This is a genomic window from Burkholderia sp. BCC0405, assembly GCF_902833075.1.
In the GTDB taxonomy this organism is placed as follows: domain Bacteria; phylum Pseudomonadota; class Gammaproteobacteria; order Burkholderiales; family Burkholderiaceae; genus Burkholderia.
Genome location: NZ_CADFEO010000006.1, coordinates 379,526 through 404,336 on the forward strand (window position 1 = coordinate 379,526; position 24,811 = coordinate 404,336).

At 63.9% G+C, this 24,811-nt stretch carries 25 protein-coding genes and 4 pseudogenes; 11 read left to right on the plus strand and 18 right to left on the minus strand.

From position 1 onward, the window contains the following. The first annotated feature begins 5 nt into the window (after positions 1 to 5). Positions 6 to 2,336: an EAL domain-containing protein gene (locus HWX36_RS12845; protein WP_175952451.1), complete on the plus strand. Its 2,331-nt coding sequence runs from the start codon at positions 6 to 8 to the stop codon at positions 2,334 to 2,336. Positions 2,337 to 2,779: 443 nt separating this feature from the next. Continuing rightward, positions 2,780 to 2,968: a hypothetical protein gene (locus HWX36_RS12850; RefSeq protein WP_175952452.1), complete on the plus strand. Its 189-nt coding sequence runs from the start codon at positions 2,780 to 2,782 to the stop codon at positions 2,966 to 2,968. Positions 2,969 to 3,101: 133 nt separating this feature from the next. On the opposite strand, the gene HWX36_RS12855 is transcribed toward HWX36_RS12850, so the two are convergent. The 5 genes and pseudogenes from HWX36_RS12855 to HWX36_RS12875 all read right to left on the minus strand — a co-directional run bounded on the left by HWX36_RS12855 (position 3,102) and on the right by HWX36_RS12875 (position 4,864). Then, complete coding sequence (locus HWX36_RS12855; RefSeq protein ID WP_175952453.1) at positions 3,102 to 3,350, minus strand: hypothetical protein; 249 nt, start codon at positions 3,348 to 3,350, stop codon at positions 3,102 to 3,104. A gap of 102 nt (positions 3,351 to 3,452) precedes the next feature. Continuing rightward, positions 3,453 to 3,767, minus strand: coding sequence for a helicase (locus HWX36_RS12860; RefSeq protein ID WP_175952454.1), 315 nt, complete (start codon positions 3,765 to 3,767; stop codon positions 3,453 to 3,455). A 322-nt stretch (positions 3,768 to 4,089) separates the two neighbouring features. Further along, positions 4,090 to 4,266, minus strand: coding sequence for a hypothetical protein (locus tag HWX36_RS12865; protein ID WP_175952455.1), 177 nt, complete (start codon positions 4,264 to 4,266; stop codon positions 4,090 to 4,092). Between the two features lie 164 nt (positions 4,267 to 4,430). Beyond that, a pseudogene (locus HWX36_RS12870) lies at positions 4,431 to 4,565 on the minus strand (MFS transporter); the annotation flags it as partial. 74 nt (positions 4,566 to 4,639) lie between these two features. After that, the gene (locus HWX36_RS12875; RefSeq protein WP_175952456.1) at positions 4,640 to 4,864 is read right to left on the minus strand and encodes a DUF4148 domain-containing protein; all 225 of its coding nucleotides are present in this window, start codon (positions 4,862 to 4,864) and stop codon (positions 4,640 to 4,642) included. A gap of 194 nt (positions 4,865 to 5,058) precedes the next feature. On the opposite strand from HWX36_RS12875, the pseudogene HWX36_RS12880 reads away from it, so the two are divergent. From HWX36_RS12880 to HWX36_RS12900, 5 genes and pseudogenes are all read left to right on the plus strand, one after another. After that, positions 5,059 to 5,983, plus strand: a pseudogene (locus HWX36_RS12880) (LysR family transcriptional regulator). A gap of 262 nt (positions 5,984 to 6,245) precedes the next feature. Beyond that, on the plus strand, positions 6,246 to 6,467 hold the full coding sequence (locus HWX36_RS12885) for a hypothetical protein (protein WP_175952457.1): 222 nt from the start codon (positions 6,246 to 6,248) through the stop codon (positions 6,465 to 6,467). Between the two features lie 26 nt (positions 6,468 to 6,493). Then, positions 6,494 to 6,799, plus strand: a complete 306-nt coding sequence (locus HWX36_RS12890) for a transcriptional regulator (protein ID WP_175952458.1) — start codon at positions 6,494 to 6,496, stop codon at positions 6,797 to 6,799. Continuing rightward, a pseudogene (locus HWX36_RS12895) lies at positions 6,792 to 7,070 on the plus strand (helix-turn-helix domain-containing protein); the annotation flags it as partial. The gene HWX36_RS12890 and the pseudogene HWX36_RS12895, both read left to right, overlap by 8 nt. Positions 7,071 to 7,425: 355 nt before the next feature. Next, positions 7,426 to 7,761, plus strand: a pseudogene (locus tag HWX36_RS12900) (DJ-1/PfpI family protein); the annotation flags it as partial. Positions 7,762 to 8,138: 377 nt separating this feature from the next. On the opposite strand, the gene aroE reads toward HWX36_RS12900, so the two are convergent. The 5 genes from aroE to HWX36_RS12930 are packed head-to-tail and all read right to left on the minus strand — an operon-like array spanning position 8,139 to position 11,992. Then, entirely contained in the window at positions 8,139 to 8,972 is an 834-nt protein-coding gene (gene aroE, locus HWX36_RS12910; protein ID WP_175952498.1) for a shikimate dehydrogenase, read from the minus strand. After that, positions 8,972 to 10,192, minus strand: a complete 1,221-nt coding sequence (locus HWX36_RS12915) for a CoA transferase (RefSeq protein ID WP_175952459.1) — start codon at positions 10,190 to 10,192, stop codon at positions 8,972 to 8,974. Before HWX36_RS12915 ends, aroE begins: the two co-directional genes overlap by 1 nt. After that, a complete protein-coding gene (locus tag HWX36_RS12920; protein WP_175952460.1) occupies positions 10,192 to 10,650 on the minus strand; it encodes a MaoC family dehydratase in 459 nt (152 codons plus the stop codon). Before HWX36_RS12920 ends, HWX36_RS12915 begins: the two co-directional genes overlap by 1 nt. Positions 10,651 to 10,652: 2 nt before the next feature. Continuing rightward, complete coding sequence (locus HWX36_RS12925) at positions 10,653 to 11,045, minus strand: VOC family protein (protein ID WP_175952461.1); 393 nt, start codon at positions 11,043 to 11,045, stop codon at positions 10,653 to 10,655. Continuing rightward, positions 11,042 to 11,992, minus strand: coding sequence for a ketopantoate reductase family protein (locus HWX36_RS12930; protein WP_175952462.1), 951 nt, complete (start codon positions 11,990 to 11,992; stop codon positions 11,042 to 11,044). Before HWX36_RS12930 ends, HWX36_RS12925 begins: the two co-directional genes overlap by 4 nt. Positions 11,993 to 12,073: 81 nt before the next feature. Between HWX36_RS12930 and HWX36_RS12935 the strand changes: the two genes are divergently transcribed. Then, positions 12,074 to 13,024 carry a LysR family transcriptional regulator gene (locus tag HWX36_RS12935; protein WP_175952499.1) on the plus strand — a complete coding sequence of 317 codons (951 nt, stop codon included), beginning with the start codon at positions 12,074 to 12,076 and terminating at the stop codon, positions 13,022 to 13,024. A 729-nt stretch (positions 13,025 to 13,753) separates the two neighbouring features. Here HWX36_RS12935 and HWX36_RS12940 read toward each other — a convergent pair. From HWX36_RS12940 to HWX36_RS12955, 4 genes are all read right to left on the minus strand, one after another. Beyond that, on the minus strand, positions 13,754 to 14,320 hold the full coding sequence (locus tag HWX36_RS12940; RefSeq protein WP_175952463.1) for an energy transducer TonB: 567 nt from the start codon (positions 14,318 to 14,320) through the stop codon (positions 13,754 to 13,756). Positions 14,321 to 14,477: 157 nt separating this feature from the next. After that, positions 14,478 to 14,876: a biopolymer transporter ExbD gene (locus HWX36_RS12945; RefSeq protein WP_175952464.1), complete on the minus strand. Its 399-nt coding sequence runs from the start codon at positions 14,874 to 14,876 to the stop codon at positions 14,478 to 14,480. Continuing rightward, positions 14,873 to 15,463, minus strand: coding sequence for a MotA/TolQ/ExbB proton channel family protein (locus HWX36_RS12950; protein ID WP_175952465.1), 591 nt, complete (start codon positions 15,461 to 15,463; stop codon positions 14,873 to 14,875). The genes HWX36_RS12945 and HWX36_RS12950 overlap by 4 nt, the downstream gene beginning before the upstream one ends. Positions 15,464 to 15,490: 27 nt before the next feature. Beyond that, positions 15,491 to 17,851: a TonB-dependent receptor gene (locus tag HWX36_RS12955; RefSeq protein ID WP_175952467.1), complete on the minus strand. Its 2,361-nt coding sequence runs from the start codon at positions 17,849 to 17,851 to the stop codon at positions 15,491 to 15,493. Between the two features lie 419 nt (positions 17,852 to 18,270). Between HWX36_RS12955 and HWX36_RS12960 the strand changes: the two genes are divergently transcribed. Next, a complete protein-coding gene (locus HWX36_RS12960; protein WP_175952468.1) occupies positions 18,271 to 18,618 on the plus strand; it encodes a hypothetical protein in 348 nt (115 codons plus the stop codon). Positions 18,619 to 18,995: 377 nt separating this feature from the next. On the opposite strand, the gene HWX36_RS12965 is transcribed toward HWX36_RS12960, so the two are convergent. Both HWX36_RS12965 and HWX36_RS12970 read right to left on the minus strand, forming a co-directional pair. Further along, a complete protein-coding gene (locus HWX36_RS12965; RefSeq protein WP_175952469.1) occupies positions 18,996 to 19,754 on the minus strand; it encodes a hypothetical protein in 759 nt (252 codons plus the stop codon). A 575-nt stretch (positions 19,755 to 20,329) separates the two neighbouring features. Continuing rightward, the gene (locus tag HWX36_RS12970; protein ID WP_175952470.1) at positions 20,330 to 21,268 is read right to left on the minus strand and encodes a response regulator; all 939 of its coding nucleotides are present in this window, start codon (positions 21,266 to 21,268) and stop codon (positions 20,330 to 20,332) included. Positions 21,269 to 21,512: 244 nt separating this feature from the next. Here HWX36_RS12970 and HWX36_RS12975 point away from each other — a divergent pair, with 244 nt between their 5' ends. Beyond that, a complete protein-coding gene (locus tag HWX36_RS12975) occupies positions 21,513 to 21,986 on the plus strand; it encodes a thioesterase family protein (RefSeq protein WP_175952471.1) in 474 nt (157 codons plus the stop codon). A gap of 13 nt (positions 21,987 to 21,999) precedes the next feature. Here the strand turns inward: HWX36_RS12975 and HWX36_RS12980 are convergent, their stop codons facing one another. Beyond that, complete coding sequence (locus HWX36_RS12980) at positions 22,000 to 23,442, minus strand: sensor histidine kinase (RefSeq protein WP_175952472.1); 1,443 nt, start codon at positions 23,440 to 23,442, stop codon at positions 22,000 to 22,002. A gap of 200 nt (positions 23,443 to 23,642) precedes the next feature. On the opposite strand from HWX36_RS12980, the gene HWX36_RS12985 reads away from it, so the two are divergent. Then, positions 23,643 to 23,945 (plus strand): hypothetical protein, encoded by a 303-nt coding sequence (locus tag HWX36_RS12985; protein WP_175952473.1) that lies wholly within the window; start codon positions 23,643 to 23,645, stop codon positions 23,943 to 23,945. A gap of 461 nt (positions 23,946 to 24,406) precedes the next feature. Here the strand turns inward: HWX36_RS12985 and HWX36_RS12990 are convergent, their stop codons facing one another. After that, positions 24,407 to 24,703, minus strand: coding sequence for a LysR substrate-binding domain-containing protein (locus HWX36_RS12990; RefSeq protein ID WP_244136404.1), 297 nt, complete (start codon positions 24,701 to 24,703; stop codon positions 24,407 to 24,409). Positions 24,704 to 24,811 lie beyond the last annotated feature (108 nt).

The window sequence follows — 24,811 nt, forward strand, 5'->3', positions numbered from 1 at the left end:
CTCACATGAAAATCCTCTACGCACGGATGGCAAAACTGGCAAGCATCGCGGCGCCGGCCCGGAACCCGGACCTGCTCGCGGCGCAATACCGGGTATTCGCCGGCCAGATCCCGGTGTCGTACCTGATCCTCATCTCGAGCACCTGGAGTCTCGCCGTCACCCACCTGGGCAGCACGCCGTGGTGGCTGTCGGTCGCGATGCCGGCCGCGATGACGCTCGCGGCGCTCGCGCGGCTGCTGCACTGGCGCCGCACCCGGCTGCTGGAACCGACGCCGGACGCCGTGGTGCGCGCGCTGACGGTCACGAACTGGCTGGTGATCCCGGTCGTGGTGACGTTCGCCACCTGGGCGCTGCTGCTGTTCCCGTACGGCGATGCGTGGCAAAAGGCCCAGGTCGCGTTCTACATGGCGATCACGGTGATCGGCTGCATCTTCAGCCTGATGTACCTGCGCACGGCCGCGCTGAGCGTGGCCGTGATCGCCAACGTCGCGTTCATCGCGTTCTTTCTCTCGACGCGCCAGCCGACACTCATCGCCACCGCGGTCAACATGCTCTTCGTGTCGGCGGCGCTGATCGTCGTGATCTCGGTCAACTACCGGGGCTTCCTGCGCACCGTCGATGCGCAGGCCGAATCCCGCCTGCGCGAGCAGGCGCAGACGCGGCTGATGCGGATGATCGACGACATGCCGGTGGCCGTGATGACGGCCGACCTGGAGACGTTCCGCATCAACTACCTGAACGCGACATCGCGCAACCTGCTGCGCTCGATCGAGCACCTGCTGCCGATCCGCGCGGACGATGTGCTTGGCGCATCGATCGACTTCTTCCACCCGCACCCGCAGCACCAGCGCCGCCTGCTCGCCGATCCGGCGAACCTGCCGCATCGCGCCCGCATTCCGCTCGGGCCGGAAGTGCTGGACATCCAGGTCTCGGCCGTGCGCGACGCCCAGGGGCGCTACATCGGCCCGATGCTGTCATGGTCGATCGTCACGCAGCAGGCCGAGGCGGAGGCGCGCATCCACCAGCTCGCGCATCACGATTCGCTCACGGGCCTGCCGAACCGCGCAACCTTCCTGGCCGAATTCGACGCGAGCCTGCGCCGCTCGGACAAGGTGCTCTCGCTGCTCTTCATCGACCTCGACGGCTTCAAGCTGATCAACGACGCGTGCGGGCATTCGGCGGGCGACGAGGTGCTGCGCCAGGTCGCGGAACGCCTGCGCGGGCAGTGCCCGGAGCCGGGGATGATGCTCGGGCGCATCGGCGGCGACGAATTCGCGGTGCTGCTGCGCGACACCGACGCGAACGGTGCGATGGGCGCGGCCGCGCGGCTCGTCGACACGCTCGTCGCCCCCTACGCGCCGTCGCCCGACCGGCCGTTCCGCATCGGCGCATCGATCGGCTGCGTGCTGGCGCCGCATCACGGCAACGATGCCGGCGTGCTGCTGTCGCGCGCGGACATGGCGCTCTATGCGGCCAAGAAAGCCGGGAAGGGCACCTACCGGATGTTCTCGCCGGACATGGAAACGAGCGCGCAGGAGCGGGTCGCGCTCGAATCGAAGCTGCGCGTCGCGCTGGACGAGAACCAGGGGCTGTACGTGTTCTACCAGCCGATCGTCGATGTCCGGACCCGCCAGATCACGACGCGCGAGGCGCTGCTGCGCTGGCACCACCCGCGCTCCGGCTGGATTTCGCCGGGCCGCTTCATTCCGGTGGCCGAGCGCGGCGGCCTGATCGACCGGCTGGGCCGCTTCGTGCTCGTGCAGGCGTGCCGGGAGGCGACGCACTGGCCCGACGGCGCGCGCGTCGCCGTCAACGTGTCGGCGGGCCAGCTCGGCCACGGCACGATCGTGCCGACCTTCGCTGCGGCGCTGGCCGGCGCGGGCCTCGCGCCCGACCGGCTGGAAATCGAGGTAACGGAAACCGCGTTGCTGCACGACGAGGGCAAGGCCATCGCGGACCTGCGCGCACTGCGCTCGATGGGCGTGCGCGTCGCCCTCGATGACTTCGGCACGGGCTTCTCGTCGCTCGCGCATCTGCGCGCGTTCCCGTTCGACAAGATCAAGATCGACGGCAGCTTCGTGCGCGATGCGGTCACGCGCCCGGACTGCGCGGCCGTCGTGCGCACGGTGGCCGATCTCGGCAAGCGTCTCGGCGTGACGACCGTCGCGGAAGGCGTCGAGACGGAGGAGCAACTGGCGTGCATCACGGCTGCCGGTTGCCGCGAGGTGCAGGGCTTCCTGATCGGCAGGCCCGCGCCGGGCGAGCAGGATGCGCCGGCCATCCGCTGGATCGATCAGGCCGCGCTGGCGGCACAGGCCACGGCCAGGCAGGCGTGAGGACGGACGAATCGATCGGGCTCCAGAACAAGTGTCCGTGTCAATCACGCACGCTCGCGCGCCAGCGCGAGCACCGGATGTTCGATGGGGGATTGCTCGATGAAATCCTGGAATGACCGGCACCCGGATGGATGAGACGGAAATCCGCCGGGAACGGTAAGAGAGCGGAGGGGCGGAGAGCGGCGACGCGTGGACTTTGACGGTCGCCGAGCACACTGAACTCGAAGCGTTGCTTCTTGTCCATCATGAGTTGCTTGCCGCCGTGCCGCTCCATCCTGATCTCGAGGCGCGGGGGCTGGCGGTACGGGAGGGTGCTGATCGCTGACGCAGCGATGGAATGGCGGGGGCGTTGCGCGCCGCGTCATCGCAGCGACATCTTTCTCGCGTAAAACTATGGGACTTCGCTAGTCGGCGAGGTACCGTTTTCTCAAGGAATACCGACCATGGCGGCAAAACGTCTTCGCATCAACATGATTACCCGTCGCCAATCGACGTTCGACGGCCGGCATCTCGACACCGAGGCGGCACGTCGCCTCGGCGCGCACGCACAGGACGCGATTCCCGCCCATCTGAAAGGCACGCAAGGCGCCGAGGCCGAATGGCTGCCGCGCATGAAGGTCAGCGAGCGGTAACCCGGTTCCGCCGGACGCGCCGCTGCGCCGATCTCGCCGGCCGGCGGGCTTCCCGTTTCGATCCATGCGCCATGCGCCCGCCGGACGGCGAGCGCATGGCGGCACGTGGCGAACACGTCTCGTTGCCGGCAAATTACTTGCTGGCGGCCAGTTTCGCCTGGGCACCCTTCAGGACGGGATTCGGCAATACCTTGGTCGGCGCCTCGTCCCCCAATGCGGCGGACGCGTAATGCCAGAAGAACTCGACCAAGGATGCGACCAGCACCGCCGCCAGCAGCGGCTCGCGCGCGACGCCCAGTGCGGTGATCCCGTCAGTGAACACGAGCGCCGTATAGATGTAGAGCGGCGCCTGTTCGGCCATCCGCGCAAACACCGACAGCACGATATGACGGGAATATCGCGGAACATGCGACGATCGCACCAGACGCCATTACGGCTCGCGCTGTGCGACCGTCAACGCACGATGTCGATCCGGCCTCACCCTTCATGCGTCCTTCAGCCAGGGCATTTCCACGGGTGACACGACCAGTTGCCGGAATTCGCGTTTCAGATCGAAGATGAACCCGACCAGGATCATGGAGTCGGCGTAAGGAATCGGAAAGACATGCGGATTTTCCGGAGTACGCAGGGGGCGCTCGGGGCTGTCCGCCGTGGCCGCGGCGTTCTCGCGAACGCTTTCCAGTTCGTCGGCCATCGCCGGGCCGCTGATTTTCAGCACACGGCTACGCAGGTCGCTGAAGGGCTCGATGCGTGCGGCGTCTTCGTGGTACTCGGGCACTTCGTAAACGAACCAGGACATTTTCGTCTCCTGTGAGAAGGGGCGCTATTCTAACGCTGCGCGGGGATCCACCGAGAATCGGCCATGTTGTGCGATGGCCGCAGTCGCCGCGAGGCAGTCCGGCAGCGGCGATTCCTGACGAGACGATCCGCCGCCGCGGAGCCGGAAGCGCTACTCGCACACGGTTGAGGATGGCCCACGATGCGCTCCAATCGTGCAGACGGCCGCCAACTTGCCAGCAGTCAAAAACACGACACCTGTAGATAGGGCTGCTGCATCAAAAAGGTGAGATCGCCAGCGTTATACGAATATTAGTTCGTCATCCGATGTATGAGCCGGAACGTTATTCAAGGCGATACAAAAGGACGAGCTGGTCGACGCAAGCAATCTCGACCACGACTGCGACGTCATTCTGCTCGCTTCTTGACGCGAAAACGAGCAGCTCGACGATGGTTTCGAGCGCGTCGCGCGCGATGCCGACGCCACGGTCGGTCACGCAGATCGCGATACCGGCGATCATGCACAGCACCAGCACCGCATGGAACGCGGGGGCACGCCGCACCGGCTACCGGGCTATCCGGACGCGGCGAACGGGCGTGCGCAGCCGGACGGGGAGGTTGCACGGCGCTTGTAAAAAAGCCGCGGGGGCGTCGTGGCGCGGGCGTCAACCACCAGTGCGCGAGGCGGCGTGAGCAGGCTGACCGGCATGAACTCGGACGCGACCAGCGCAAACGCGCCGAGCGACATCGCGAGGACGGCGCCCCACGCGGCCGCGCCGTCCGGTGCCGTGCCGCGATCGGGTGTGGAGAGGGATTGCATGTCGGGAACAGGATCGGAGAGGAGTGGCCGCCGCGCGCTCAATCGCAACGTGTCGTGACGCCGTGCCCGGCCAGTTACGTGCGCGCGTCGTCATCGCGCCCGGCCTGCACCCTGGCCGCCGCGGCCTGCGCGTCGTCGACCCGGGTGCGCGGGTTGATGCGCGCCGGATTGAAGCCGGCGGCCTCGTAACGCAACATGTCCTGGCGGACCTGTTCGCGCGTCAGACCCGGTGCGGATTGCGCGAATAGCGGAGCGGACGCGACAAGCGCGGCGAGGGTCGTGAGAAAGCGGGTAGGCATGAGGTTCAGCTCCGAAAGGCGGATAGCCGGTGCGTCCGGGCGCTGCCGCGACGCATCGGGTCGATGGCTTCGCAGTCTAGCGAGCCGCTCCGGATCGATTAAGTAGCGCGGCATGCTTGGACTTATGAGCCAATCCGATCAATCGCTGCGGGCGGTGCTACGATTGGCGTCCGTCCCGACCGGAGCGTTTCGACATGGCGCGTGAAAATTTGAACGACCTGATCGTCTTTCTCGCGGTGGCCCGCGACCGCAGCTTCACGCGCGCAGCCACGCGGCTCGGCGTGTCGCAATCGGCGCTGAGCCATACGATTCGCGATCTCGAAGCGCGGGTCGGCGTGCGGCTGCTGACGCGTACGACGCGCAGCGTGTCGATGACCGACGCGGGCGAAGCGCAGCGTGTCGATGACCGACGCGGGCGAAGCGCTGTTCCAGGCGGTGGCCCCGCGCATCGACGAGATCACGGCGCAACTGGCCGCGCTGTCGGATTTCAGGGACAAGCCGGCCGGCGTGGTGCGCATTACGGCCACCGAGCATCCGATCGATACGATCATCTGGCCGAAACTCAGGCAGATCCTGCCCGACTACCCGGATATCCGCGTCGAGCTGTCGGTCGATTACGGGCTGTCGAACATCGTCGAGGAGCGCTACGACATCGGCGTGCGGTACGGCGACCAGGTGGCGAAGGACATGATCGCCGTGCGGATCAGCCCGGATGTCCGGATGGCGATGGTCGCGGCGCCCGCCTATCTCGACGGCCGCAAGCCGCCGAAGAAGCCGCAGGATCTGCTCGATCACGATTGCGTCACGTTGCGGCTCGCCACGGCGAAGGGCATCTATGCGTGGGAGTTGAAGAAGGGCAAGAACGCCGTCCTGGCGCGCGTGAACGGCCGGATCACCTGCAACACGCAGCCGCACATGGTCCAGGCAGCGCTCGACGGCTTCGGCATCGCGTTCGTCACCGAGGACGTCGTGCTGGAGCATGTCCGCAACGGCAACCTGCGGATCGTGATGCCGGACTGGTGCCCGGTCTTTCCCGGTTACCACGCGTACTATCCGAGCCGTCGCCCGGCGTCGCGGGCGTTCACCGTCGTGATCGACGCGTTGCGGCATCGCGCATAGCGCGTCTTGCGTCGTGACCGGCGTCGCCGCGGCGTGCGGGAAAACGCCCCGCGCGAGTTTTATCGGCACCCCACGATCTCTTATGAATCAATGCCTTGCGCGGCTCGCAAACTGCAAAAACCAAGGCTGGCCGAGGTCAGTCAAGGCTATCCAAGCCGGCCAAAACGGAAATTTCACTGTAGTTGCTGCGCTAGGAAAACGTCTACGCTCCCGTGGAAAATTGCCCGCTACGATCGCTGCTCCGCTCATTCAAGGAACACGCATGCCAGCGAAATCCCTCCACCTCCCCGGCCTCGTGCAGTGCCGCAACCCGCAATGCGCGCGCTGGCTGAACCTCTCCGAATGCCGCATCGACTTCGTCCGTGATTGGGATACGCGCTACTGGTCCGCGCCCGCGCTCGCCGGAGTTCGTGTCTCATGCACCTGCGGCCACCACACGCAGCACTACGATCCGGCCGACCCGCCGGCCGAGCTGAAAACGTAGAGACCGCATCACCAATGCGCATAAGCATGAAAGTGCATGGAGGAACGCCCCGTCGAGCGCCACGCGTCTGGCGCGACGGTGAGCGAGAAGCCTTCATCGTCTGGCTGGCCAACAATCCGCTCTCCGGGGACGTCATTCCCGGGAGTGGCGGATTGCGCAAAGTTCGGTGGTCGCGCGTCGGCATGGGCAAACGCGGTGGCGCCCGAGTCATCTATTACAACGTGCTCGACGATGGATGTATCTGGCTGCTGATCGCCTATACGAAGGCGAAATTTGACAATCTGCCGGCAGACCTCCTCAACCGGCTACGTGAAGAGGTCGAAAATGGATAAGGAACTCGAACAGTTTCAGGCCGACCTGCTGAAGTCGGTTGGCGACATGAAGGCGGGGAAACGCGCACGCGTCACCAAGGTGGAACCGACCGTAGCATCGTTGGCACGCGCGAAAGTTGGCCTGTCGCAGAGCGCTTTCGCTTTACTGCTCGGGGTGTCGGTACGGACGCTGCAGGATTGGGAGCAAGGGCGCCGCGAACCAACCGGCGCCGCGCAGACCTTGCTGCGAATCGCGGCGCTTCATCCCGAAGCGCTACGCGATTTGCAAGCAGCCTGGCCGCAAGGTCCGCAGGCCAATACCTGCCACTGGCCAGCTGTATTTTCGCTGTGCCGGGGAAAAACGATGAAGTGGCGAAACCGCTGAAAGCCTGACTAGGCTTGGCGCGCCCGGCTGGGATCGAACCAGCAACCCCTGCCTTCGGAGCGGGGCGTTCGAAGCGGCTGCGCCGGCGAACCGTTTATCGGCGGCGCCGCGGAGACTCCGCGTGCGATCACCGATGTCGACACGACAGCCGGCACGCACCGCGAGCGAGCGCACCGCGCCGGCCGGCCCGTGGTCGAGCGCGTCCCGTTAGCAGAACCGGCACGCCGCTTGCTGCGAGACCGGCGCGGCACGGACGGAGGGTTTGGTTCATTGCAAGGTGGCAATCCTCGCGGTCGACGGCTTCGAGGAAGCCGAACTCGTCGAGCCGCAGCGCGCACTCGCAGCCGAAGGCGCGCAGGTCGACGTGATTTCGCAGAAGCGTGGCGAGATCCAGGGTTTCAGGCACGTCGGAAAGGGCAAGCGCGTGAAGGTCGACCGCACGTTCGACGATGCGCGCGTGGGCGACTACGACGCGGTCGTGCTGCCCGGCGGCGTCGTGAACGGCGACGCGATCCGGATGGTGCCGGCCGCGCGCGAGTTCGTGACGGCGGCCGTCGGTGCCGGCAAGCCGGTCGCGGCGTACCAGAAAGGCGTCGTCAGCCTGATCGAAGTGTTGCAGGCCGACGAAAGCCTGCTGCGTGCGTCCGACGCTCGCGTGCGGGTGCAAACCGAATCCGCACGCGCGGCGGTTGCCGCTTTCAAGGCATTAGGTGGCGGCTGGCAATCCGGCATGTCCGAGTCGATAGGCGGCCGTACGTACCGGGAGTTTGAGCGTTGGCATGCCGTTGACGGGCATGCGTTCTCGATGATGCCGTGGGTGTTCGAAGTTTCTGCTGACCGTGATCGCGGCACTGCTGACGCGGAAGCCCTCGGAAGCCCGGCCAGCAAAAGCCGAGCGGGATGTGCTGATCGAATCCGCTGCGATGCTTGGGCGCGACGACAGAACGCCATTGGCAGAATCTCCGAACTTCGACATCAGTCGAAGGGCACGGCAAGCCGGTCGATTACCGCGCTGGTCTCCGGGCGTACGCCGCGCCACCATGCGAACGCTTCGGCCGCCTGCTCGACCAGCATGCCGACGCCATCTGCGATCCCGTGAACACCGGCATTTTTCGCGAGCCGGAGAAACGGCGTGAGGCGCTTGCCATAGGCGAGCTCATAGGCGGTCCCCTTCGGACTGAACACGCTCGGCGGGACAGGCGGCAGGTCGCCGGTCAAGCTGGCCGACGTCGCATTGACGACCAGGTCGAAACACCCCATCCGTGCGAGGTCCGCGTAGCTGCAGGCAACGGGCGAACCGCGTGCCGCGACCTGCGCGACCAGCGCGCGCGCCTTGTCGACGTCGCGATTGGCGATGACGAGTTCGGCCGGTCCGGCCTCGAGGAACGGCAACAGGGCGCCGCGCGCGGCGCCGCCCGCACCGAGCACCAATATCCGCTTGCCGGCCATCGGAAGGTTGAGGTTCGCTTCGATATCGCGAACCAGCCCGATGCCGTCGAAGTTGTCCGCCAGGATGCGGCCGCCGTCGAACTTGAGCGCGTTGGCCGCGCCCGCGAGCCGCGCACGCTCGCTGCGTTCGTCCGACATCGCGAACGCATCGAGCTTGAACGGCGCGGTGACGTTGAGGCCCTTGCCGCCGCCGTCGAAAAACGCGCGTACCGCTGCTGCAAAAGCGCCTGCCGGCTCGACGGGCCCCTCGATCGCCGTATAGCCGATGTCCTGACGCGTTGCTTGTGCGAAGAGGCCGTGAATCAGCGGGGATTTCGTGTGACCGATCGGATTGCCGATCACCGCGTATTGGTCGGTCATCATTGGCTCACTTTTGAATAGAGAACGCCATCGGCCTGCATCGCGTCGATTTCGGCCGAATCGAATCCGAGGGAGCGCGCGACTTCCGCATTGTGCTGCCCGAGATCGGGCGCGACCTCGCGTATCGTCGTATCGCAATCGGAAAACCGGAACGGCAGGTTGGGCAGGCGCAGCGTTCCGTAGCGCGGATGCTGCTGCTCGACGACCATGCCTCTGGCCTGGATCTGCGGATCGTTCAATACCTCGTCGATGCGTTGCACCTTCGCGCACGGCACGTCGATGCCGTCCAGCAGCGCCAGTACCGACGCGACGGAGCGCGCGGCGACCCACGGCTCGACGACCGACAGAATCTCCGCGCGATGCGCGTTGCGTCCGGTGCTGTCGTGAAACCGCGTGTCGGCGCCGAAGTCCGCCGGGCCGCCGTGCGCCGCGATCAGTTCGGCGAAGCGCTTCCACGCGTCGTCGACTTGCGCGGCGATCACGAGATCGCCGTCCGCGGCGCGGAACACGCCATAGAGTGTCGAGGTGGGCATGTCGTGCCCGGTCTGCTCGGGCAGCACGCCTTTCAGCGTATAGCACTGCACCGCGTATTCGTGCATCGACACGAGCGTGTCGTACAGCGCCATGTCGACATGCTGACCGCGGCCGCTCTTCACTCGCCCCAGCAGCGCGGCGTTGATGGCCGCGACCGCATGAATGCCGGTGTACATGTCGCCGAGCGAAATGCGCAGCAGCGGCGGCCGGTCGCCGGGCGTGCCGACCATCTGCATGATCCCGCTCTTGGCTTCGGCGATCAGCCCGAAGCCTGCGCGATGCGCATCGGGGCCGGTGTGACCGTACGCCGAAATCGAACAGTAGACGAGCCCGGGATTGCGCGCCGACAACTCGGCATAGCCGAGCCCGAGCTTGTCGAGCGCGCCCGGCCGGTAGTTCTCGATGAAGACGTCGGCGGAGTCGCACAGCCGCTGCATGAACGCCTTGCCGCGCGCGTCTTTCATGTTGACGCTCACGCCGCGCTTGCCCATGTTGAGCTGCAGAAAGTAGCCGCTTTGCTGGTCGTCGAGCACGGTAGCGTGCTGGCGTCCGGCGTCGCCCGTCCCGGGGCGCTCGACCTTGATGACTTCGGCGCCGAGCGCCGCGAGACAGCGCCCGACGTACGGGCCGGCAAGAAAGTGGCTGTAGTCGATGACGCGAATGCCTTCGAGTGGACGAGCCTGCATTACAGTGCCTCCGGGCGGCGCGGCACCATCAGGCGATGCTCGCCGCGTTGAACCACCTGGCCGTCCTGGTTGATCAACTCCGACGGCAGCACGACGATGCCCCAGTCCGGGCGACTCTTGCTCGCCCGCATCGAACCGACGCGAAACTTCACGTGCAGCACGTCGCCGACCTTGATCGGCAGCAGGAAATCCCAGCTCCAGCCGAGCGACATGCCCGGCAGGAAGCGATAGTCGCTCTGCGTTTTCAGCCCGTCGGCGATGGACAAGCCGAACAGCCCGTGCGCGACGAGGCACCCGAAATGGCTCGTGTTTGCGTATTCCTCGTCCACGTGGACGGGCGTATGGTCGCCAGTGAGGTCGGCGTACGCGAGAATGCGCTCGCGCGTCACCGTGTAACTCGGGCTCGTGCACGTGTCGCCCTCGCGGGCGTCGTCCCAGTATTTCTCGACGATCGTCATCATCACTCCCCCGCGCGCGGGTCGATGGCCAGCGCCTGCGCGACGCAGGAAGCCGGTCTGGCCTGGATCAGTTCGACGGCAAGCCCGTCGGGAAGGCGAAGCCAGTTCCGCCCTTGGGGCATCTCCGTCACGCCGAATCGTTGTGCCGCGGCCAGCGCGGCCTCCAGGTCTTCGCACATCACGCCGAGATGGGCGAGCCGACCTTCGGGGCCTTCGTGTTCCGGCGCGTGGATGAACTGCAGGCCGCCGAGCGTCCAGTATTGGCGCGGCGCGTCGAGCGCGCCGTCCACTTCGCGCAGGGTCATGCCGAGCACTTCCTCGAAGAAACGGATGTGCCAGCGGATGTCCTTCACCCAGATCGCAACGTGTTCGAGATAGGCTTTCGGGGCATTCATGCGGCAGCCTCCTTGCGTTGGCGATCGGCCATCGCGCGTTCGAGCCCCTTGATGCAGGCGACCAGCGTTGCATTGACCGGAGTCGGCACGCCGTAGCGCTGCCCCCAGCGCACGACCGAACCGTTGATAAAGTCGATTTCGGTGATCGAACCCTTCTCCAGGCTTTGCAGCATCGACGTCTTGAAGGTCGCCGGCAGCCCTTCGGCGGCGAGCGTCCATGCCTGTTGGGGATCGGTCATCGACAGCTTGACGCCCGCCGCCTGCGCCGCCGCGATCGCCTCGGCCACGGCCACGAGCGACGTCGCCTTCAGCAGCGGCTCGTCGTAAAGCTGCCCGTAGGTGAGGCCGGTCAGGCCCGTCAGCGCGCCCGTCGCGACATTCACCAGCAGCTTGTCCCACATCGTGCCGACGATGTTGTCGCTGATCGTCGTGGCGAGGCCGGCGGCATTGAACGCGGCGGCAATTGCCTGCACGCGCGGCGTGATGCGGCCGTCGAGTTCGCCGATATGGGTGGCCTTGCCGATCACGCCGGATTCGATGTGTCCCGCACCGCGAAGCACGCCGCCGACGTAAGTCTTGCCGGCGAGCACGCGCTCGCGGCCGACGACGTCGATCAGGATGTCCTCGTGTCCGAGCCCGTTTTGCAGCGACAGCACGGCGGTTTCGGGCCCCACCAGCGATTGGGCGCCGCGGATCGCGGCGTCGGTGTGGAACGACTTCACCAGCACGATCACCAGATCGGCCGCGCCGACATCGTCCGCGCAAGTCGTCGCACGCACGCGCACCTGCCGGGTGCCGCCCGCATCGTCGACCCGCAGTCCGTCGCGCCGCATTGCATCGACGTGCGCGGGCGAGCGGTCGATCAACCAGGTCTCGTGACCGCCTTGGGTGAGGGTGGCACCGATCGCACAGCCCAGTGCGCCGGCCCCCAGAATCGCGATTTTCAATGGCTTCTCCTTGACGTATGGCTTCACGATAGGAGTCGCTGCTCATATCGACAATGCAATGAATATAATGACGTCATTGCCTTGGACAATAGTGCGACGATGCCAGCCGACCTGCCCGACCTGAAGCTGCTTCAGCTGTTCGATCTCCTGTACGACGTACGCAGCGTCACGCGCGTGGCCGAGCAACTCGGCCAGAGCCAGCCGACCATCAGCATCTGGCTCGGGCACTTGCGGGAATACCTGCACGATCCGCTGTTCATTCGCACGCCTGGCGGCATGGCGCCGACACCGCAAGCCGACGCGCTGATCGGGCCGTGCCGGGAAATTCTCGAATCCCTGCGGCGCTTCACTGCATGGGAGATTGCGTTCGATCCTGCGACGGCCCAGCGACGCTTTCGCATCTGCATGACCGACGCGAGCCACGTCACGCTGCTTCCGCGGCTGCTGGCCCATGTCCGGGCGCAGGCGCCCGGCGTCCGGCTGGAAGCCGCACGAATCGACGGCAATACGGAGCGGGCGCTCGAATCCGGCGAAGCCGATCTCGCGATCGGCTATGTGCCGTGGCTGGGCGGCGGCATCTATCAGCAGAAACTGTATGACCAGGACTGGGTGTGCCTGGCGAACCGGCATCATCCGAGAATTCGCGGTCGCCTCGGGGCAAAGCAGTATCGTTCCGAGGGGCATGTCGCCATTACGGCGGGAACCGGTGCGCAACTTCTCGAACAGGCGTTGAGACAGGCGCGCATCGAGCGAGACGTCGTGCTGGAGTTGCCCGGTTTTCTGGGGCTGGGGGCGATCGTCCAGACGACCGACCTGATCACGACGCTACCCCGTCATATCGGCGAGACACTGGCTCACGCCAGCGACCTGGCGGTTCATGCATGCCCGATTCCGGTCGACGGTTTTGCGGTGCGGCAGCATTGGCACGCGCGATATCACCATGAGGCCGGCAACCGCTGGCTGCGTGGCCTCGTGATTCGATTGTTCGGTGAAGCGAATCGATCCGCAGCTGACGCGTCGGAATCGCATTGAGGCTCGATTGAATTCCGTCGAAAGAACCGATGCTCGACGATCGGATGTTCGCTCAAGCACTGACGGCTGGCGTTGGTCAAACGCGCGGATGAACCGCGGAAAAGAGGGCGTTCCGAGTCTTTCGCGACGTCCGAGTTTGCCTGCTGCATTGCGCCGATACTGACGCGCGGCCTGCTCGGCGTCGTCGAAACTCCGGGCGACGCGTTCGCGCACGGACGTGATGCCGAACCGGTTCATCGCGCGCGACGGCCGGCGCATGCGGGCTGACGAACGCGACCACGGGCTGGTCGGTGCCGGGCAATGCATCACGAACGGCGCCGGCCATCAGGTCCGGCGTCCCGATGCTGGACGAACCCGCGATCACGGCGACGGCGTCATAAGATGGGCTGTCGGCGAACGTCCGGATCGCGCCGATGCTCATTTGCAGTGTGCCGGTGTTGAATGCTCATTGGTACGCGCTCGGCTTGTCATCGAGTCTAAATGTCCCATTTTTATGGATTGCGGAGTAGTCGATTGTTTTCTTATTCCGGGTTACTGGTGATTTGATTTTGGAACAAATGGCTTGGTTAGCGCATTGTGCGCCCATCCGTTTGCGCGAAAATGCGTTGAATGATGGGGTGCGTAGTCGCGGCGTGTTGTTGCTGTACGTTAGTCGATTGGGTGTCTTTGTGTCGCCATTGCCGCGAGGGCTTGCACATATCCCTGCTTCACGCGGGCAACCCAAATCGCTCAATTCACGTTGAAATGCACGCGCACGTCCTGTTGGCTCTCGACGGGACGCCCGTTTTCCATCGCGGGGAAAAAGCGCCATCGGCGCAGGGTCTCGAGCAGGATTTGATTGAGTCGAGGATTCTGCGTCGGTTTGACAAGATCGATGTCGAACGTGCCGTCTGCGTGAACAAGAAAGCGCGCGACCGCCATCGCCTGATATCCCTGCTCGCGCAAATCGTCGGGGAGTTCGGGCAGCGGCTGCGAAATCAAACGTGCCTGCGCATTGCCCGCCGAGGCTGAATGCGTCGTGGCGGCGTCCGCTTTCGTCGCAGAGGCAGGCCGCGCATCGTCGAGTGTCGCATGCGCGGTGTGTGTCTCCGGCGACGCAACCGGTTGTTGCGTCGGCAGCGCGTCGTGCGATGGAGCCGGATCGAACCGCTTCACGGCGGCAGCAGGCCGAACCGGCGCGAGCGGCTGCGCTGGCCGTAGCGGCACAGGCTTCGATACGGTGTGTTCGATGGGTGCCGCTTTCGATGCCGCATGCGTCGTGGGTGGCGCGCTTGGCGGCAGTTCGACCAGCTGCATCTGAATTGAATCCGGGGCGTGCGGAGCCGGTTCGTCGCCGGAGAATAGCCGCGTCGAACTCGCAAGAAACGCGCCCCAGATCACGCTGGCGAGCGCGATCGTTCCCGCGAACCGACGCCCGTCACGATCGGGCGGCGCACCTGATTCGAGCGCGCTCCTAGTCACGATGAACCGCGATGAGAAAATGCTCGGCCCCGGCCCGCCGGGCTTCAAGCATTACCTGCACGACGATGCCATGCATTGCGCCGTCGTCCGCCGCGATCACAATATCGCGATTCCGGCCGAGCAGATGGGCGACGGTACCGTTCACGCGGTCGAGCGACACCGGTTGCTGATTGACGAAGATCTGGTTGGTCCGGCTTATCGCCAGCGTCAATGGCCGATCCGCCTGCAGCTGCTGCGCGTGTCCACGCGGCAGATTGATCCCGACCGCGTCGAGACGCTGCATCGCGAGCGAGGTCAGCATGAATGTCGCGAGCAGGAAAAACATCACGTCGATCATTGGAATGATCTCGATACGGCCGCGCCTTGATGTGCGCGAGCGGCGCAGCTTCATGACGCCGTCCCCGCCTGTTCGCGCGCCAGCCGCATTTCGGCGAGCCGTTCGTTCGCGAATGATTCGAGATCGTCCATCAATCTGTCGACGCGTCGCGAAAAATAGTTGAATGCGAACAGCGACACGAGCGCGATGACAAGGCCGATCGCAGTCGCGACGAGCGCTTGCGCGATGCCGCCCGACACGCCGGCGGGACTCACGAGCCCGTCGCCGCCAATCAGCCGGAACGAGCGCATCATCCCGACGATCGTGCCGAGCAGGCCGAGCAGCGGTGCGGCCGTGACGATCGTTTCGAGCAGCCAGAGGCCGCGGCTCATGTCGCGCTCGACCTGCTGCGCGGCGGCATCGAGCTTCGCTTCGACGTGCCAGAGCGGCGTCGCACCTTGATCGAAGATCGCCGCGAGTCGACGCGTCACGTGCCGCTCCGGCAGGGCGCGGGCAGCGCTGCCGCGCCCGCTCGTGAAGCGCCAGAACACGTATGCACGGTCGAGCGTGATCGCAAGTGCGATGATCGCGAGCGCGCTGAGCGGATAAACGACCCAGCCGCCGATGCGCAACGCATCCGTGAAACCTGCCCATTCATTCATCGTGTGTTACCTCGTGTGATCTGGAGCTCAGAAGTGCTTGGTCAGGCCGGCGTAGATCGCGCGCCGCGGTCCGAATTGCGGCGCGCCGACGCCGATGCCCGAGCCGTCCCGCAGTTCATAGACGCGGCCGAACGTATTGATGAGCGACACACGCGCGTCGAATTTGCCGACGATCGGTTCTTCGAAGTGCTCGAGCACGCCGAGATTGACCTGTGCGTACCATGGCAGGCGATCGGTATTCGCAAAGCCGCTCCGCAGGCCGCTTCCAACGATGCCGTCGGCGCTGAAGGTCGTCTTGCCGAGCGTATACGCACCGCCGAACGACGCCGTGATGCGCTGGTCGTGATCGAGATACACCCAATTGTTCGCGATGTAAGCGAGCTCGTCGGGACTGAAGTTGAATTGCGCGGACTCGATGTTCTTGCCTTGCGCGCGGCTATACGCGACGTTCATATACGCGGCAACGTTGCCCTGCTTGTAGCTCGACGTGAATTCGAGGCCGTATACGCGACCGTACTGGTAGTTGAACGGCGTGAAGATCAGTGCGGTGCCGAACTGGCCTTCGTCGAGCAGATCGGACACCTTCTTGTAGTATGCGTCGAGCCCGACCGTGAGCGCGGGTGTGAGCCGCTGCGTGATGCCGACGTCGAAATAGTGGCTGCGCTCGGGTTTTACCGGATCGTTCTGCGCGCTCGGGCTCTGGTTCGTCGTGCCATTGAAGGTGCCGATCGTCGAATCGGACACGAGTTCGAACGCCGGGGGTGTGAAATAGCGCGCGTAGCCTGCGTGCAGCGTCGTCGATTCCGTTGGCTGATAGACAAGGCCGATACGCGGACTCAACTGCCCGGCCTGCACGTATTCGTTCATGCGATCGACACGCAGGCCGTAGTTCAGCGTCAGCTTTGGCGTGATCTTCCACTCGTCCTGCGCGTAGAGGCTATAGAGATAGCCCGACTTGTCGTTCGAATCGGAAATCGTGGTCGGCTGATCCGACAGCTGATTGCCGTTGGCGTCGACAGGAAATACGGCGACGTTGTTGTCGAAGACCGCATGCTCGCGCTCGAACATCAGGCCGGCGCGCAGTGTATGGCTGTCGTTCAGTCGATAGGTGAAGTCTGCCTGGGCACCGTTCGCGCGGTTGCTGTGGAAGTCGTCGGACGCGACGCCGTTGAAGATCAGATCGCCGACCGGATCGGGATTGAATTTCGTGCGCGTGTAGCGCGTGAAGAGCGCAACCTGGTAGTCGAGCGCGCCGCCGTTCGTGCCTTGCAAGGCGAGCACGGCGAAGTTGTTCAGTTCCGCCTGCGTCTCGTTGAGCGCGGCCGAGTCGAATGTCGAGTTCCCGTTGAGCGTGAACGCGGGCGCGATGCCGGGGGTATTCGGGATCTCGAAGCGATTGCTCGTTGTGCCGAACATCAGGCTCGCGCGCGTGAATGGATTCAGCAGATACGACAGGTAGCCGAACGCGTTGCCTTGCCGCGTGTGGTCGTGCAGCGGATTTCCGTTCGATGTCGGCGCCTCGATGCCGAGATTGTTTTCGCCGAGCGTGCCGGAAAAGTAATAGCTGAGCGGGCCGTTCGAACCGAATACGTCGGCGCTCGTCTGGATCGTCTGATGACTGCCGCCGTAGACGTCGATCGTGCCGCCGTTGCCGGTGTCGCCGGATTTCGTGCGAATGTCGACGACACCGGCCGTCCGGTAGCCATATTGCGCGGGCAGCGCGCCGGTGACGAGGTTCATCTGGTCGATGATCCGCGAGTCGAGCGACTGGCCGAAGCCGCTGATCGGCTCGGGGATGATGATGCCGTTCAGCCGGTATTGCAGATTCGCGTGATCGCCACGCACATGCAGTTGCCCGAACGAATCGTAGGCAACGCCCGGCGCTTGCAGCAGCACCTGATTGAGCGGCGTGTTCTCGCCTTGAGGCAGTGTCTCGATGTCGGCCTGCGAGAACCGGTAGACGCTGGCGCCGACTTCCGGCAGCAGCCCGTTGCGCGCGCGATCGAGCCGTTTCGCGTTCACCGTCACGTCCAGCGTGCCGGTGTCCTTGCCGAGCTTCACGTCGACCGGGGCGGGCGCCTTGCCTTGTGCGACTGTCGAGATGCTCGTGCCGGTCGTGTATCCGGGCGCGTCGACGACTGCCACATAGGTGCCGGGCGCGACATTGTCGAACCGGAAGTGGCCGTCGGCGCCGGACTGCGCGTGCGCGACTGCGTGGCCGTCGGCATCCTGGAGCGTGATCCGGGCGTGTACGAGCGCGTGACCTTGCGTATCGGCGACGGTGCCGGCAAGGGTCGCGCCGGCATCGGCGGCGAAAGCTTCAGCCTGGAGGAACGCGGCGAACGCCAGGATGGCGGCCTGAGACAGTAGCAGGCGATTGATTTTCATTGTGCGTTTCGGGATGGGGGTCGTTTTTTTCCCGCGAGAGCACGCTGAAAGGCACGTCGAAACGACTGGATACGTTATAACATATCATTTCTGCGGCGCCATTTCCCGTCTACGGGAAGCCTCTTGCCGGCGTGAGCAAGCAGGACGCACGCGTCACGCCAAGATTGAGATGATATAACATTGCATTCGTCGTGCACAATGCCCCTGTTTGTTGCCGGTCGATGAGTTTCGCTCGACGCAGCCATGCCGACTGGCCGTCGTGGTCGGCCGGGAGTATTGTTAGGAGGCGTGCCACGCGTTCCGGCTTCGCTTCCTGATGGCGCAGAGCCGGGCCAGGCAGGTTCCGCCGTCGAAGCCTCTTTCGATGGGGCATCGACAGGTGGTCATCGAATGTTTCCGTGCGGACAAAGGAGACAAGCATGAACCCATGCAACGAACCTCATCATGCTCACCATGACCATCAGCATGGTCCGGGCTGCGGACACACCGCAATCAAGCACGGCGACCACGTAGACTATCTGCACGATGGCCATTTACATCATCCGCATGGCGATCATGTCGACGAACACAAGGTCGAGGTCAGTGCAAACAATCCCGACCAGTGCACGCCGGGTTGCGGCGGCCATGAACCGGGCCACATCCACGGCCCCGGCTGTGGGCACGAGCGGGTACCGCATGGCGATCACGTCGACTACCTGGTCAACGGCCATCTTCATCACCCGCATGGCGATCATTGCGACGACCACGGTCCGGTAGAACTCGCCTGAGCAGTATCGAAGCGCGGCGGGGAATCGGATTCCCCGCTGCCTTCCCGGAGGCTGACAGGTGCGTCAGGCGTGCGCCAGGCGTGCCGATATCGCCAAGGCTGAAGGCGCGCTTGCCTTGCCCCCTGTTTGGCAGCGAACTGCCATTCATTGTCGGAGTATTCGTCCGGATCGTGCCGGAGCGGGCAGTGGCTGCCTGTCGTGGCGCTCCAAGGCAGGCTGGGCGATTGCCCAGCGGCATTCGTCCCCGTGGCGGTCCTATTCGTCACGGATTTTCTGGCAATAGCGGCATGTGTCCATGGCGGACAATCTAACGCGTCTCGCGTTGCCGCGACCCTGGCCGACAAAGGGTTGAGAATCCGCGGCGTGTTCCGCTGCGCTCACGCTCCCAGCTCGGGCTGGCGAGTGTCCGGCGGCGCGGCGAGCGGGGCGGCGGCTGCTTGCGGCGCTTTCGCGTTTTCGCGCCTTTCGAGGAAATGCATCGCGAGCGCGGTGATCGTCAGCAACGCGAACGCGGCGGGGCCCGTCATCGCGGCATGGCTGATCTGCAGCAGGTATCCCGCTGTGGCGAGCAGGATGCCGAGCACCACGGCGGCCCGCGTGCGCCGGCGCAGCCAGCGTTCGAGCCCGACGAATGCCATCGCGAAAAACGCGGCCCACGACCCGGTCAGGCTGATGAACGACCCGACACCGCCCGTCCAGCGGTCGACCCAGAAGTTGTTCAGCAGCGTCGCGATGGCCGTGTGCTGGTCGGGCGTCATCTGCGCTGCGATCTGCAGCAAGCGCCCGAGCCCGATGCCGCCGACCGCGTCGAGCACCGTGTAGGCCACCAGGAAAACGAAGGTCGACAGGCGCGCGAGCCATGCGACCGGACCCGGATCGTCGCCGACGAGCAGCCACAGCCCGATGCAGACGAGCACGACGCAGGGCGTCTGGATCATGTGCAGCGCAAACCACCAGGCGGGGCCGAAATACGCCAGCGCTTCGTGGTTGTGATCGTATTCGGGCTTCGACAGGTAATCGAACATGCCGGGGTCATGCGTGAATCCGGCAGGATGAAACAGTTCGATCGTCGCCAGCACGAGCGGCGCGACGAAAAGGCATAGCCACCACAGCACGGACCGGGTTGTTCGGTGCATGTTCGGCTCCTTCCTGAATGGCTCAGGAATCGCATCGACGACGAACCGCGCGGCGCGCAGGCCGGCAGTATGCGATTTCGGTCAAGGAATAAAAATGATCGAACGAACGGCATGTTCCATTCGATCTCAATCAGCATAGGATACGCACAGGCGAATGTTAAGAATGAATCCTGCGCCGATATTGGAATGCTATATAAATTTTAGATTCGCCGTTTTATTTTCCGATGCAATTCGAATATTTTTTATAAGCGGCGTATGAGCGATCCAAATCCGCCAGTCGGACGTATTTGGATCGCTTCGCGCTGTAGCTTTCGTGAGGCATGGTGACAACATCAGATCGAGAATCGATCGATATCGGGAGGCGGCGCAGATCGCAGATCGACAGCCTGCTCTGATTGGATGCGCCGTCTGATTGGAATAGTGGGTGGCCCTCGGAATAGGGCGCTATTAGAACAAAATTTCGCGCCGATGATAACTGTCAACATTGACAGGGATTATTCCGGTTCGAGTTGCTGCCGACCCGACGACAGCACCGCCTCGCTTACCCGTTCCGTCTAGGGACGGGGGATGATTTCTTACACGTGACGCCATTTTGCCAACGTGGGCAGCTCGCGCTCGGTGGCCGCTTCGTCCAGACGGGTCCAGCTATAAAACGTGCCGCCCCATCCCGGAACGGGTAGCGGGGTTGCGCAGTGAATGTCCGCGAGGCCCGGCCGATAGCCCTGAGATGGCCAGAACAGCGGCATGATGCGGCGCGCTTCCATGCCGCGACACAATTCGGCCGGTCCGCCCGCGTCGGCCACGATATCGCAGTGGAACGACCAGTCCTCCTCGTTCCAGGCGAGAAAGACACTTGGCGCACCGGCGGCGTCAAACATCAGCACCGCGTCCTGATTGGGGCGCCAGTAGTATTCGACGATGCCTTCCCGCGCGGCCACCTCATCGATCAGCTTGACGATCCGCGGATCCCGGTAGGTCGCCCCCGCTTCATGCAGGCTGATGTGCCCGCGGGCTGCGCAGAACTTGCGTTTCGCGTTGTCCAGCACGGTCGCCAGCTTGCGGGGCATCTCGACGTCGGTTTTCTTCAGATAGCAATCGATCAGTCCCGCGTTGAATGCGTCCACTGCCTCGCGCTCATCGGCGATGCCGGTGAGCAGGATTTTCATGCAGTCCGCGTTACGGATGGAGGCCAGAAACCGGATGCCGTCGACCTCCGGCATCGAATAGTCGACGACTACCGCGCCCACCGCCTCGAATCGGGCGAGATCGGTGAGCACATCGTGGCCGATCGCATTTCCGCCGGTATTCTCCGCACCAAAATAGTCCGCGGCGGTCGGTGGCAACTCCACATCACGCGACGATACGAAGTCGAGCGCCGCCTGGGGCTGCGTAAAGAAGCGGTTCAGGCGTTCGTCCGGAAATATGCCCCGCAGTGCCTGCAGGAAATCCGGATTGTCGTCGACAAACACCACGGACACGGGATAAAGCACCGGCTGCCTAACGAAGGATTGCATTCGAGTCTCGATAAATCAGCAGAGGAACGTGCGGCACCGGAGACGCATGACCGCGAACGACGGTCGCATTGCACGACCGCGCCAATTATCCGGCGAAAGTGGGATGCGCATCAACTGCTCCTTATCCGCGCATTCGACACGTTTGGACCGCGCCGCTCAGTTTAAATGCACGGGGAGAATCGGGCCATTCCTTCTCGTTGAAGGAATGCGCCGCTACCGCCAGTAGCGATTCAAGGAGTTATCCATGCTGACGCGAGACACGATTCTTAACGTCCTTTCCAACGAAACGGCACATCTGTCCGAGAAAACCTTCCATCACGTAGTCGACATTTACCTCAAGGATTCCAATGCCTTCATGAATACCTATTTCTCACGCTACTTCGAATGGCAGGGCGTGTGCCGCGAACGCTGGTTTCACGAGTGCATCCACAACAACCTGCTGGCGGCCGGCGGGTCGTTCGTGACGAAGCGCGCGCATCAGGAATACGTCCACGAGACGTTTCCGTTCCAGCGGGTCGATTGCTATCTCAACACGTTCGAGGTTCGGCAGTGTTCGGCCTATCTGCTGTTTCGGTTCTACGTTGACGGACGGCAAGTGTCGCTGGGGTATCAGCAGATCGTGTTTGCCGGTTCCGACAAGCGGATCCGCCGGTTTCCGCCGGGCATCGTCGAGCGGGTCAAGGCGTATGAACTGATCCTGCCGTCCGCCGCGAACTGAATGTGAGACAGCCTTACCCGATGCGATAGCGCCGGGTGGGCGCCGGCGGATCGCGCAATGCCTGGTCCGCCGGCGAACCGGGCTCCGGCAGCCGAATCGTGAACGTGGTCCGGACGCCGGGGACGGATTCACACGTAATGGTGCCGCCGAGCGCCTCGCATACGCGGCGACAGAAGCTCAACCCCATGCCGGCGCCGTGACCGTGCGATTTGGTTGAGAAGAAGGCGTCGAAGATTCGCGGGAGCACATCGGGAGCGATGCCCGGACCCGTATCGCTGAAACGCACCACACAGTAACCGTTGCTGCGATGGGCCTCGATCTCGATCTGCCCATGGCCGTTTGCGTGGATCGCGTACAGGGCGTTTTTCAGCAGATTGAAGATGACGAAGATCACGAGCGAGTCGGATCCGGAGAACCGAAGGTCCGGATCGATCGGGTCGACCGATACGCGGTCTCGCTCACCCACACGGAAGGGAAAGCGCTCCACCGCGGCGTCGACACAGGCCCGGATCGGATAGGCCGCGAAGCCGTGGCGATCGAGTCGGTCCAGTGTAAAGGACGCCAGGGACATTTCGACCACCGTACTCGTGGTGTCGACCTGGCGCCGGATCGACGACGCGAGCGTCGGCAGCCGCTCCAGCTGTTCGGGATATAAACCGTCTGCGCACAACCGGTGCTCCACCGCTAGCCGATACCCGCGCAGCAGCACCGGCAGGACGCGCCGCAGCTCGTCCGCGTGCAGGCCGATCGCCGCCAGCGGCGTGGCCACTTCATGCGCGACCGTCGCGGCCAGCAGATAGGGGCCCATCAGGCCATAGCGGACGATCGACGTCGCGAGAATCCCGAGACTGAGCGCGATAACCAGCACCCCCACAGGATAGAACTCGACTCCGTAGTTCACCGCATAGTCGGTGGCCGCGAGCGAGTAGAGGCCCAGGCTGACGAGACATTGAGTGAGCAGTTGCCGGACGTCTCGCGCTCGCTCCTGTCGTCTTGCGTCGAACAGGAGCCAACCGCTGCGGCCGACCAGGAATACCGTCTGCACGACGTGCAACGGATGCAGTGGGCCCGCCTTGGGATACGGGCCAAAGAAATGCGGGCGAAATCCATCGACGACCGCATTGCTCGTGACGAGCAGTACCGCCAGCAGGACACAAAGTCCGTAGGATGCGAACATGATCGGCCGCTCGTCCCGGCGCGACACGATCTCCGTCACGAAATGGTAGAAGGTGGTCGGCAGGAAAAGGATGAACAGATAGCCTGCCTTGACCAACAGGTTGGCAACATCCGCCTCGGTCGTCTGGAACAGGAAGGCCCACGTTCCTTGCCAGACGAAAGTCGTCGCGCACATCAGGACGAACGGGACAGATACGCGCGTGAGACCCTTGGTGGCCAGCACGTAGAGGCCAAACCCGAGAAACAACGCAGATACGAACGCGGGCAAGATCGAGTACATGATGCGTGAATCCACAATGTTCACTGTTGACGCACCACTGAACTGTCTTGGCCGGTGCCGATTACGAGAGTAGCACGCAGCTGCAGGCGAGCGGGTGCGGCGGGTTTGTACACGGGGTCTCCCCGCATCACAATTGTCGATCACGCGCGCGACGGGTCCCGAACAGGATAGTCGAATGCCATCATGATGAGGAGCTGGCCATGGATTTCAACTTGGCCGCTACACGCCATGTCCGCGCGATTGCATCCGTCATCGCGATCGCGCGAGCTATCGCAATGACGAATGTCAAGAACCGCGCCGCAACTCAAGCTGCGGTCGATCGTGTGAAGCAGGAGCTCGAACAGCACAACAGTCTACCCCGGCGAACTGCCCGACTGGCGGGTGAATCGTCATCGATATGCAAGCAAATTTTCGATTCAATCGCATCGATAGAGTACAAAATATCGAATAATCGGCCGACCCGATTCACCTGTCCGGGAGCCCGCGTTCCCTGTCATAAATAATGACGTCAGACGGATAACCGATGCCTGCTTGCGGCAAGCACCGAATGCTACGCTTTAACACGGGGTGTCGCGAATATTTCGCGTCGTTCTGAAGCGGCTGGATGTTGATGCAACATGGGGAGTCGACGGGTTTAGGCCACGCGACGACGCGCTGGCTTTACCCGATGCGGCGTGAATAAAAATCGGACAGAGAGTATTCGATATCGCTCGATATTATTGTGGGCGAGGGCGAGGGCGAGGGCGAGGGCGAGGGCGAGGGCGAGGGCGAAAACCGGGTGACGGATAGGGTGTACACCCCGGGGGTGACGACCCGTACGGATTCCGACGACCACCCGGCGGCATGCCGGCATCACCTGACGGCGCAGCAGCCGTCGCCTCATCGTGACACTCCGCGCGCAGGTTCAACCGCGAACACCGCGTTCGCCCGACAATCGAGTCGACAGACCGCCCCCGGCCGAATTTTATGACTCGTCGCGAGTCGCAAACGTCGACATCCTCGTTTCGATGCGCCGTAGGAGTTCTTGAGCGGCAAAGGGTAGCGTTCGCTCGGATTTCACAAGTACCTGGACGCTCTGGCGCCCGAGAAGAGGGTGGTCGATCGCCTTGCCTACCAATCGACCTTCTGCCACATCTTCGGCGATCGAATAGTCGGTCAGGAAAGCCACGCCCATTCCGGCGATGGCGAAGCGGTGCAGAACGTCGAGTGTGTTCCCGACGAGGGAGGGCTGATATCGAACCGGCTCGCTGCGAGCAAGCATGTCGATCGTTCCGCCTAGTACTACAGCCGTAGATGCTAACTGACAGGCGGGGCAAAACCACGGCGCCGGTAATGGGACTGTTGCGCGCGCCACTGGTGAATACGTCGC

Bases quoted from the DNA above. Each gene is read 5' to 3' on its own strand.
- HWX36_RS12925 (WP_175952461.1), bottom strand. From the start codon at position 11,045: ATGAATGCCCCGAAAGCCTATCTCGAACACGTTGCGATCTGGGTGAAG.
- HWX36_RS12865 (WP_175952455.1), bottom strand. From the start codon at position 4,266: ATGATCGCCGGTATCGCGATCTGCGTGACCGACCGTGGCGTCGGCATC.
- HWX36_RS12985 (WP_175952473.1), top strand. From the start codon at position 23,643: ATGGATTTCAACTTGGCCGCTACACGCCATGTCCGCGCGATTGCATCC.
- HWX36_RS12875 (WP_175952456.1), bottom strand. From the start codon at position 4,864: ATGCCTACCCGCTTTCTCACGACCCTCGCCGCGCTTGTCGCGTCCGCT.
- HWX36_RS12960 (WP_175952468.1), top strand. From the start codon at position 18,271: ATGAACCCATGCAACGAACCTCATCATGCTCACCATGACCATCAGCAT.
- HWX36_RS12890 (WP_175952458.1), top strand. From the start codon at position 6,494: ATGAAAGTGCATGGAGGAACGCCCCGTCGAGCGCCACGCGTCTGGCGC.
- HWX36_RS12990 (WP_244136404.1), bottom strand. From the start codon at position 24,703: ATGCTTGCTCGCAGCGAGCCGGTTCGATATCAGCCCTCCCTCGTCGGG.
- HWX36_RS12860 (WP_175952454.1), bottom strand. From the start codon at position 3,767: ATGTCCTGGTTCGTTTACGAAGTGCCCGAGTACCACGAAGACGCCGCA.
- HWX36_RS12915 (WP_175952459.1), bottom strand. From the start codon at position 10,192: ATGCAGGCTCGTCCACTCGAAGGCATTCGCGTCATCGACTACAGCCAC.
- HWX36_RS12850 (WP_175952452.1), top strand. From the start codon at position 2,780: ATGGCGGCAAAACGTCTTCGCATCAACATGATTACCCGTCGCCAATCG.
- HWX36_RS12950 (WP_175952465.1), bottom strand. From the start codon at position 15,463: ATGAATGAATGGGCAGGTTTCACGGATGCGTTGCGCATCGGCGGCTGG.
- HWX36_RS12920 (WP_175952460.1), bottom strand. From the start codon at position 10,650: ATGACGATCGTCGAGAAATACTGGGACGACGCCCGCGAGGGCGACACG.
- HWX36_RS12970 (WP_175952470.1), bottom strand. From the start codon at position 21,268: ATGCAATCCTTCGTTAGGCAGCCGGTGCTTTATCCCGTGTCCGTGGTG.
- HWX36_RS12945 (WP_175952464.1), bottom strand. From the start codon at position 14,876: ATGAAGCTGCGCCGCTCGCGCACATCAAGGCGCGGCCGTATCGAGATC.
- aroE (WP_175952498.1), bottom strand. From the start codon at position 8,972: ATGACCGACCAATACGCGGTGATCGGCAATCCGATCGGTCACACGAAA.
- HWX36_RS12965 (WP_175952469.1), bottom strand. From the start codon at position 19,754: ATGCACCGAACAACCCGGTCCGTGCTGTGGTGGCTATGCCTTTTCGTC.
- HWX36_RS12980 (WP_175952472.1), bottom strand. From the start codon at position 23,442: ATGTACTCGATCTTGCCCGCGTTCGTATCTGCGTTGTTTCTCGGGTTT.
- HWX36_RS12955 (WP_175952467.1), bottom strand. From the start codon at position 17,851: ATGAAAATCAATCGCCTGCTACTGTCTCAGGCCGCCATCCTGGCGTTC.
- HWX36_RS12975 (WP_175952471.1), top strand. From the start codon at position 21,513: ATGCTGACGCGAGACACGATTCTTAACGTCCTTTCCAACGAAACGGCA.
- HWX36_RS12940 (WP_175952463.1), bottom strand. From the start codon at position 14,320: ATGCAGCTGGTCGAACTGCCGCCAAGCGCGCCACCCACGACGCATGCG.
- HWX36_RS12845 (WP_175952451.1), top strand. From the start codon at position 6: ATGAAAATCCTCTACGCACGGATGGCAAAACTGGCAAGCATCGCGGCG.
- HWX36_RS12885 (WP_175952457.1), top strand. From the start codon at position 6,246: ATGCCAGCGAAATCCCTCCACCTCCCCGGCCTCGTGCAGTGCCGCAAC.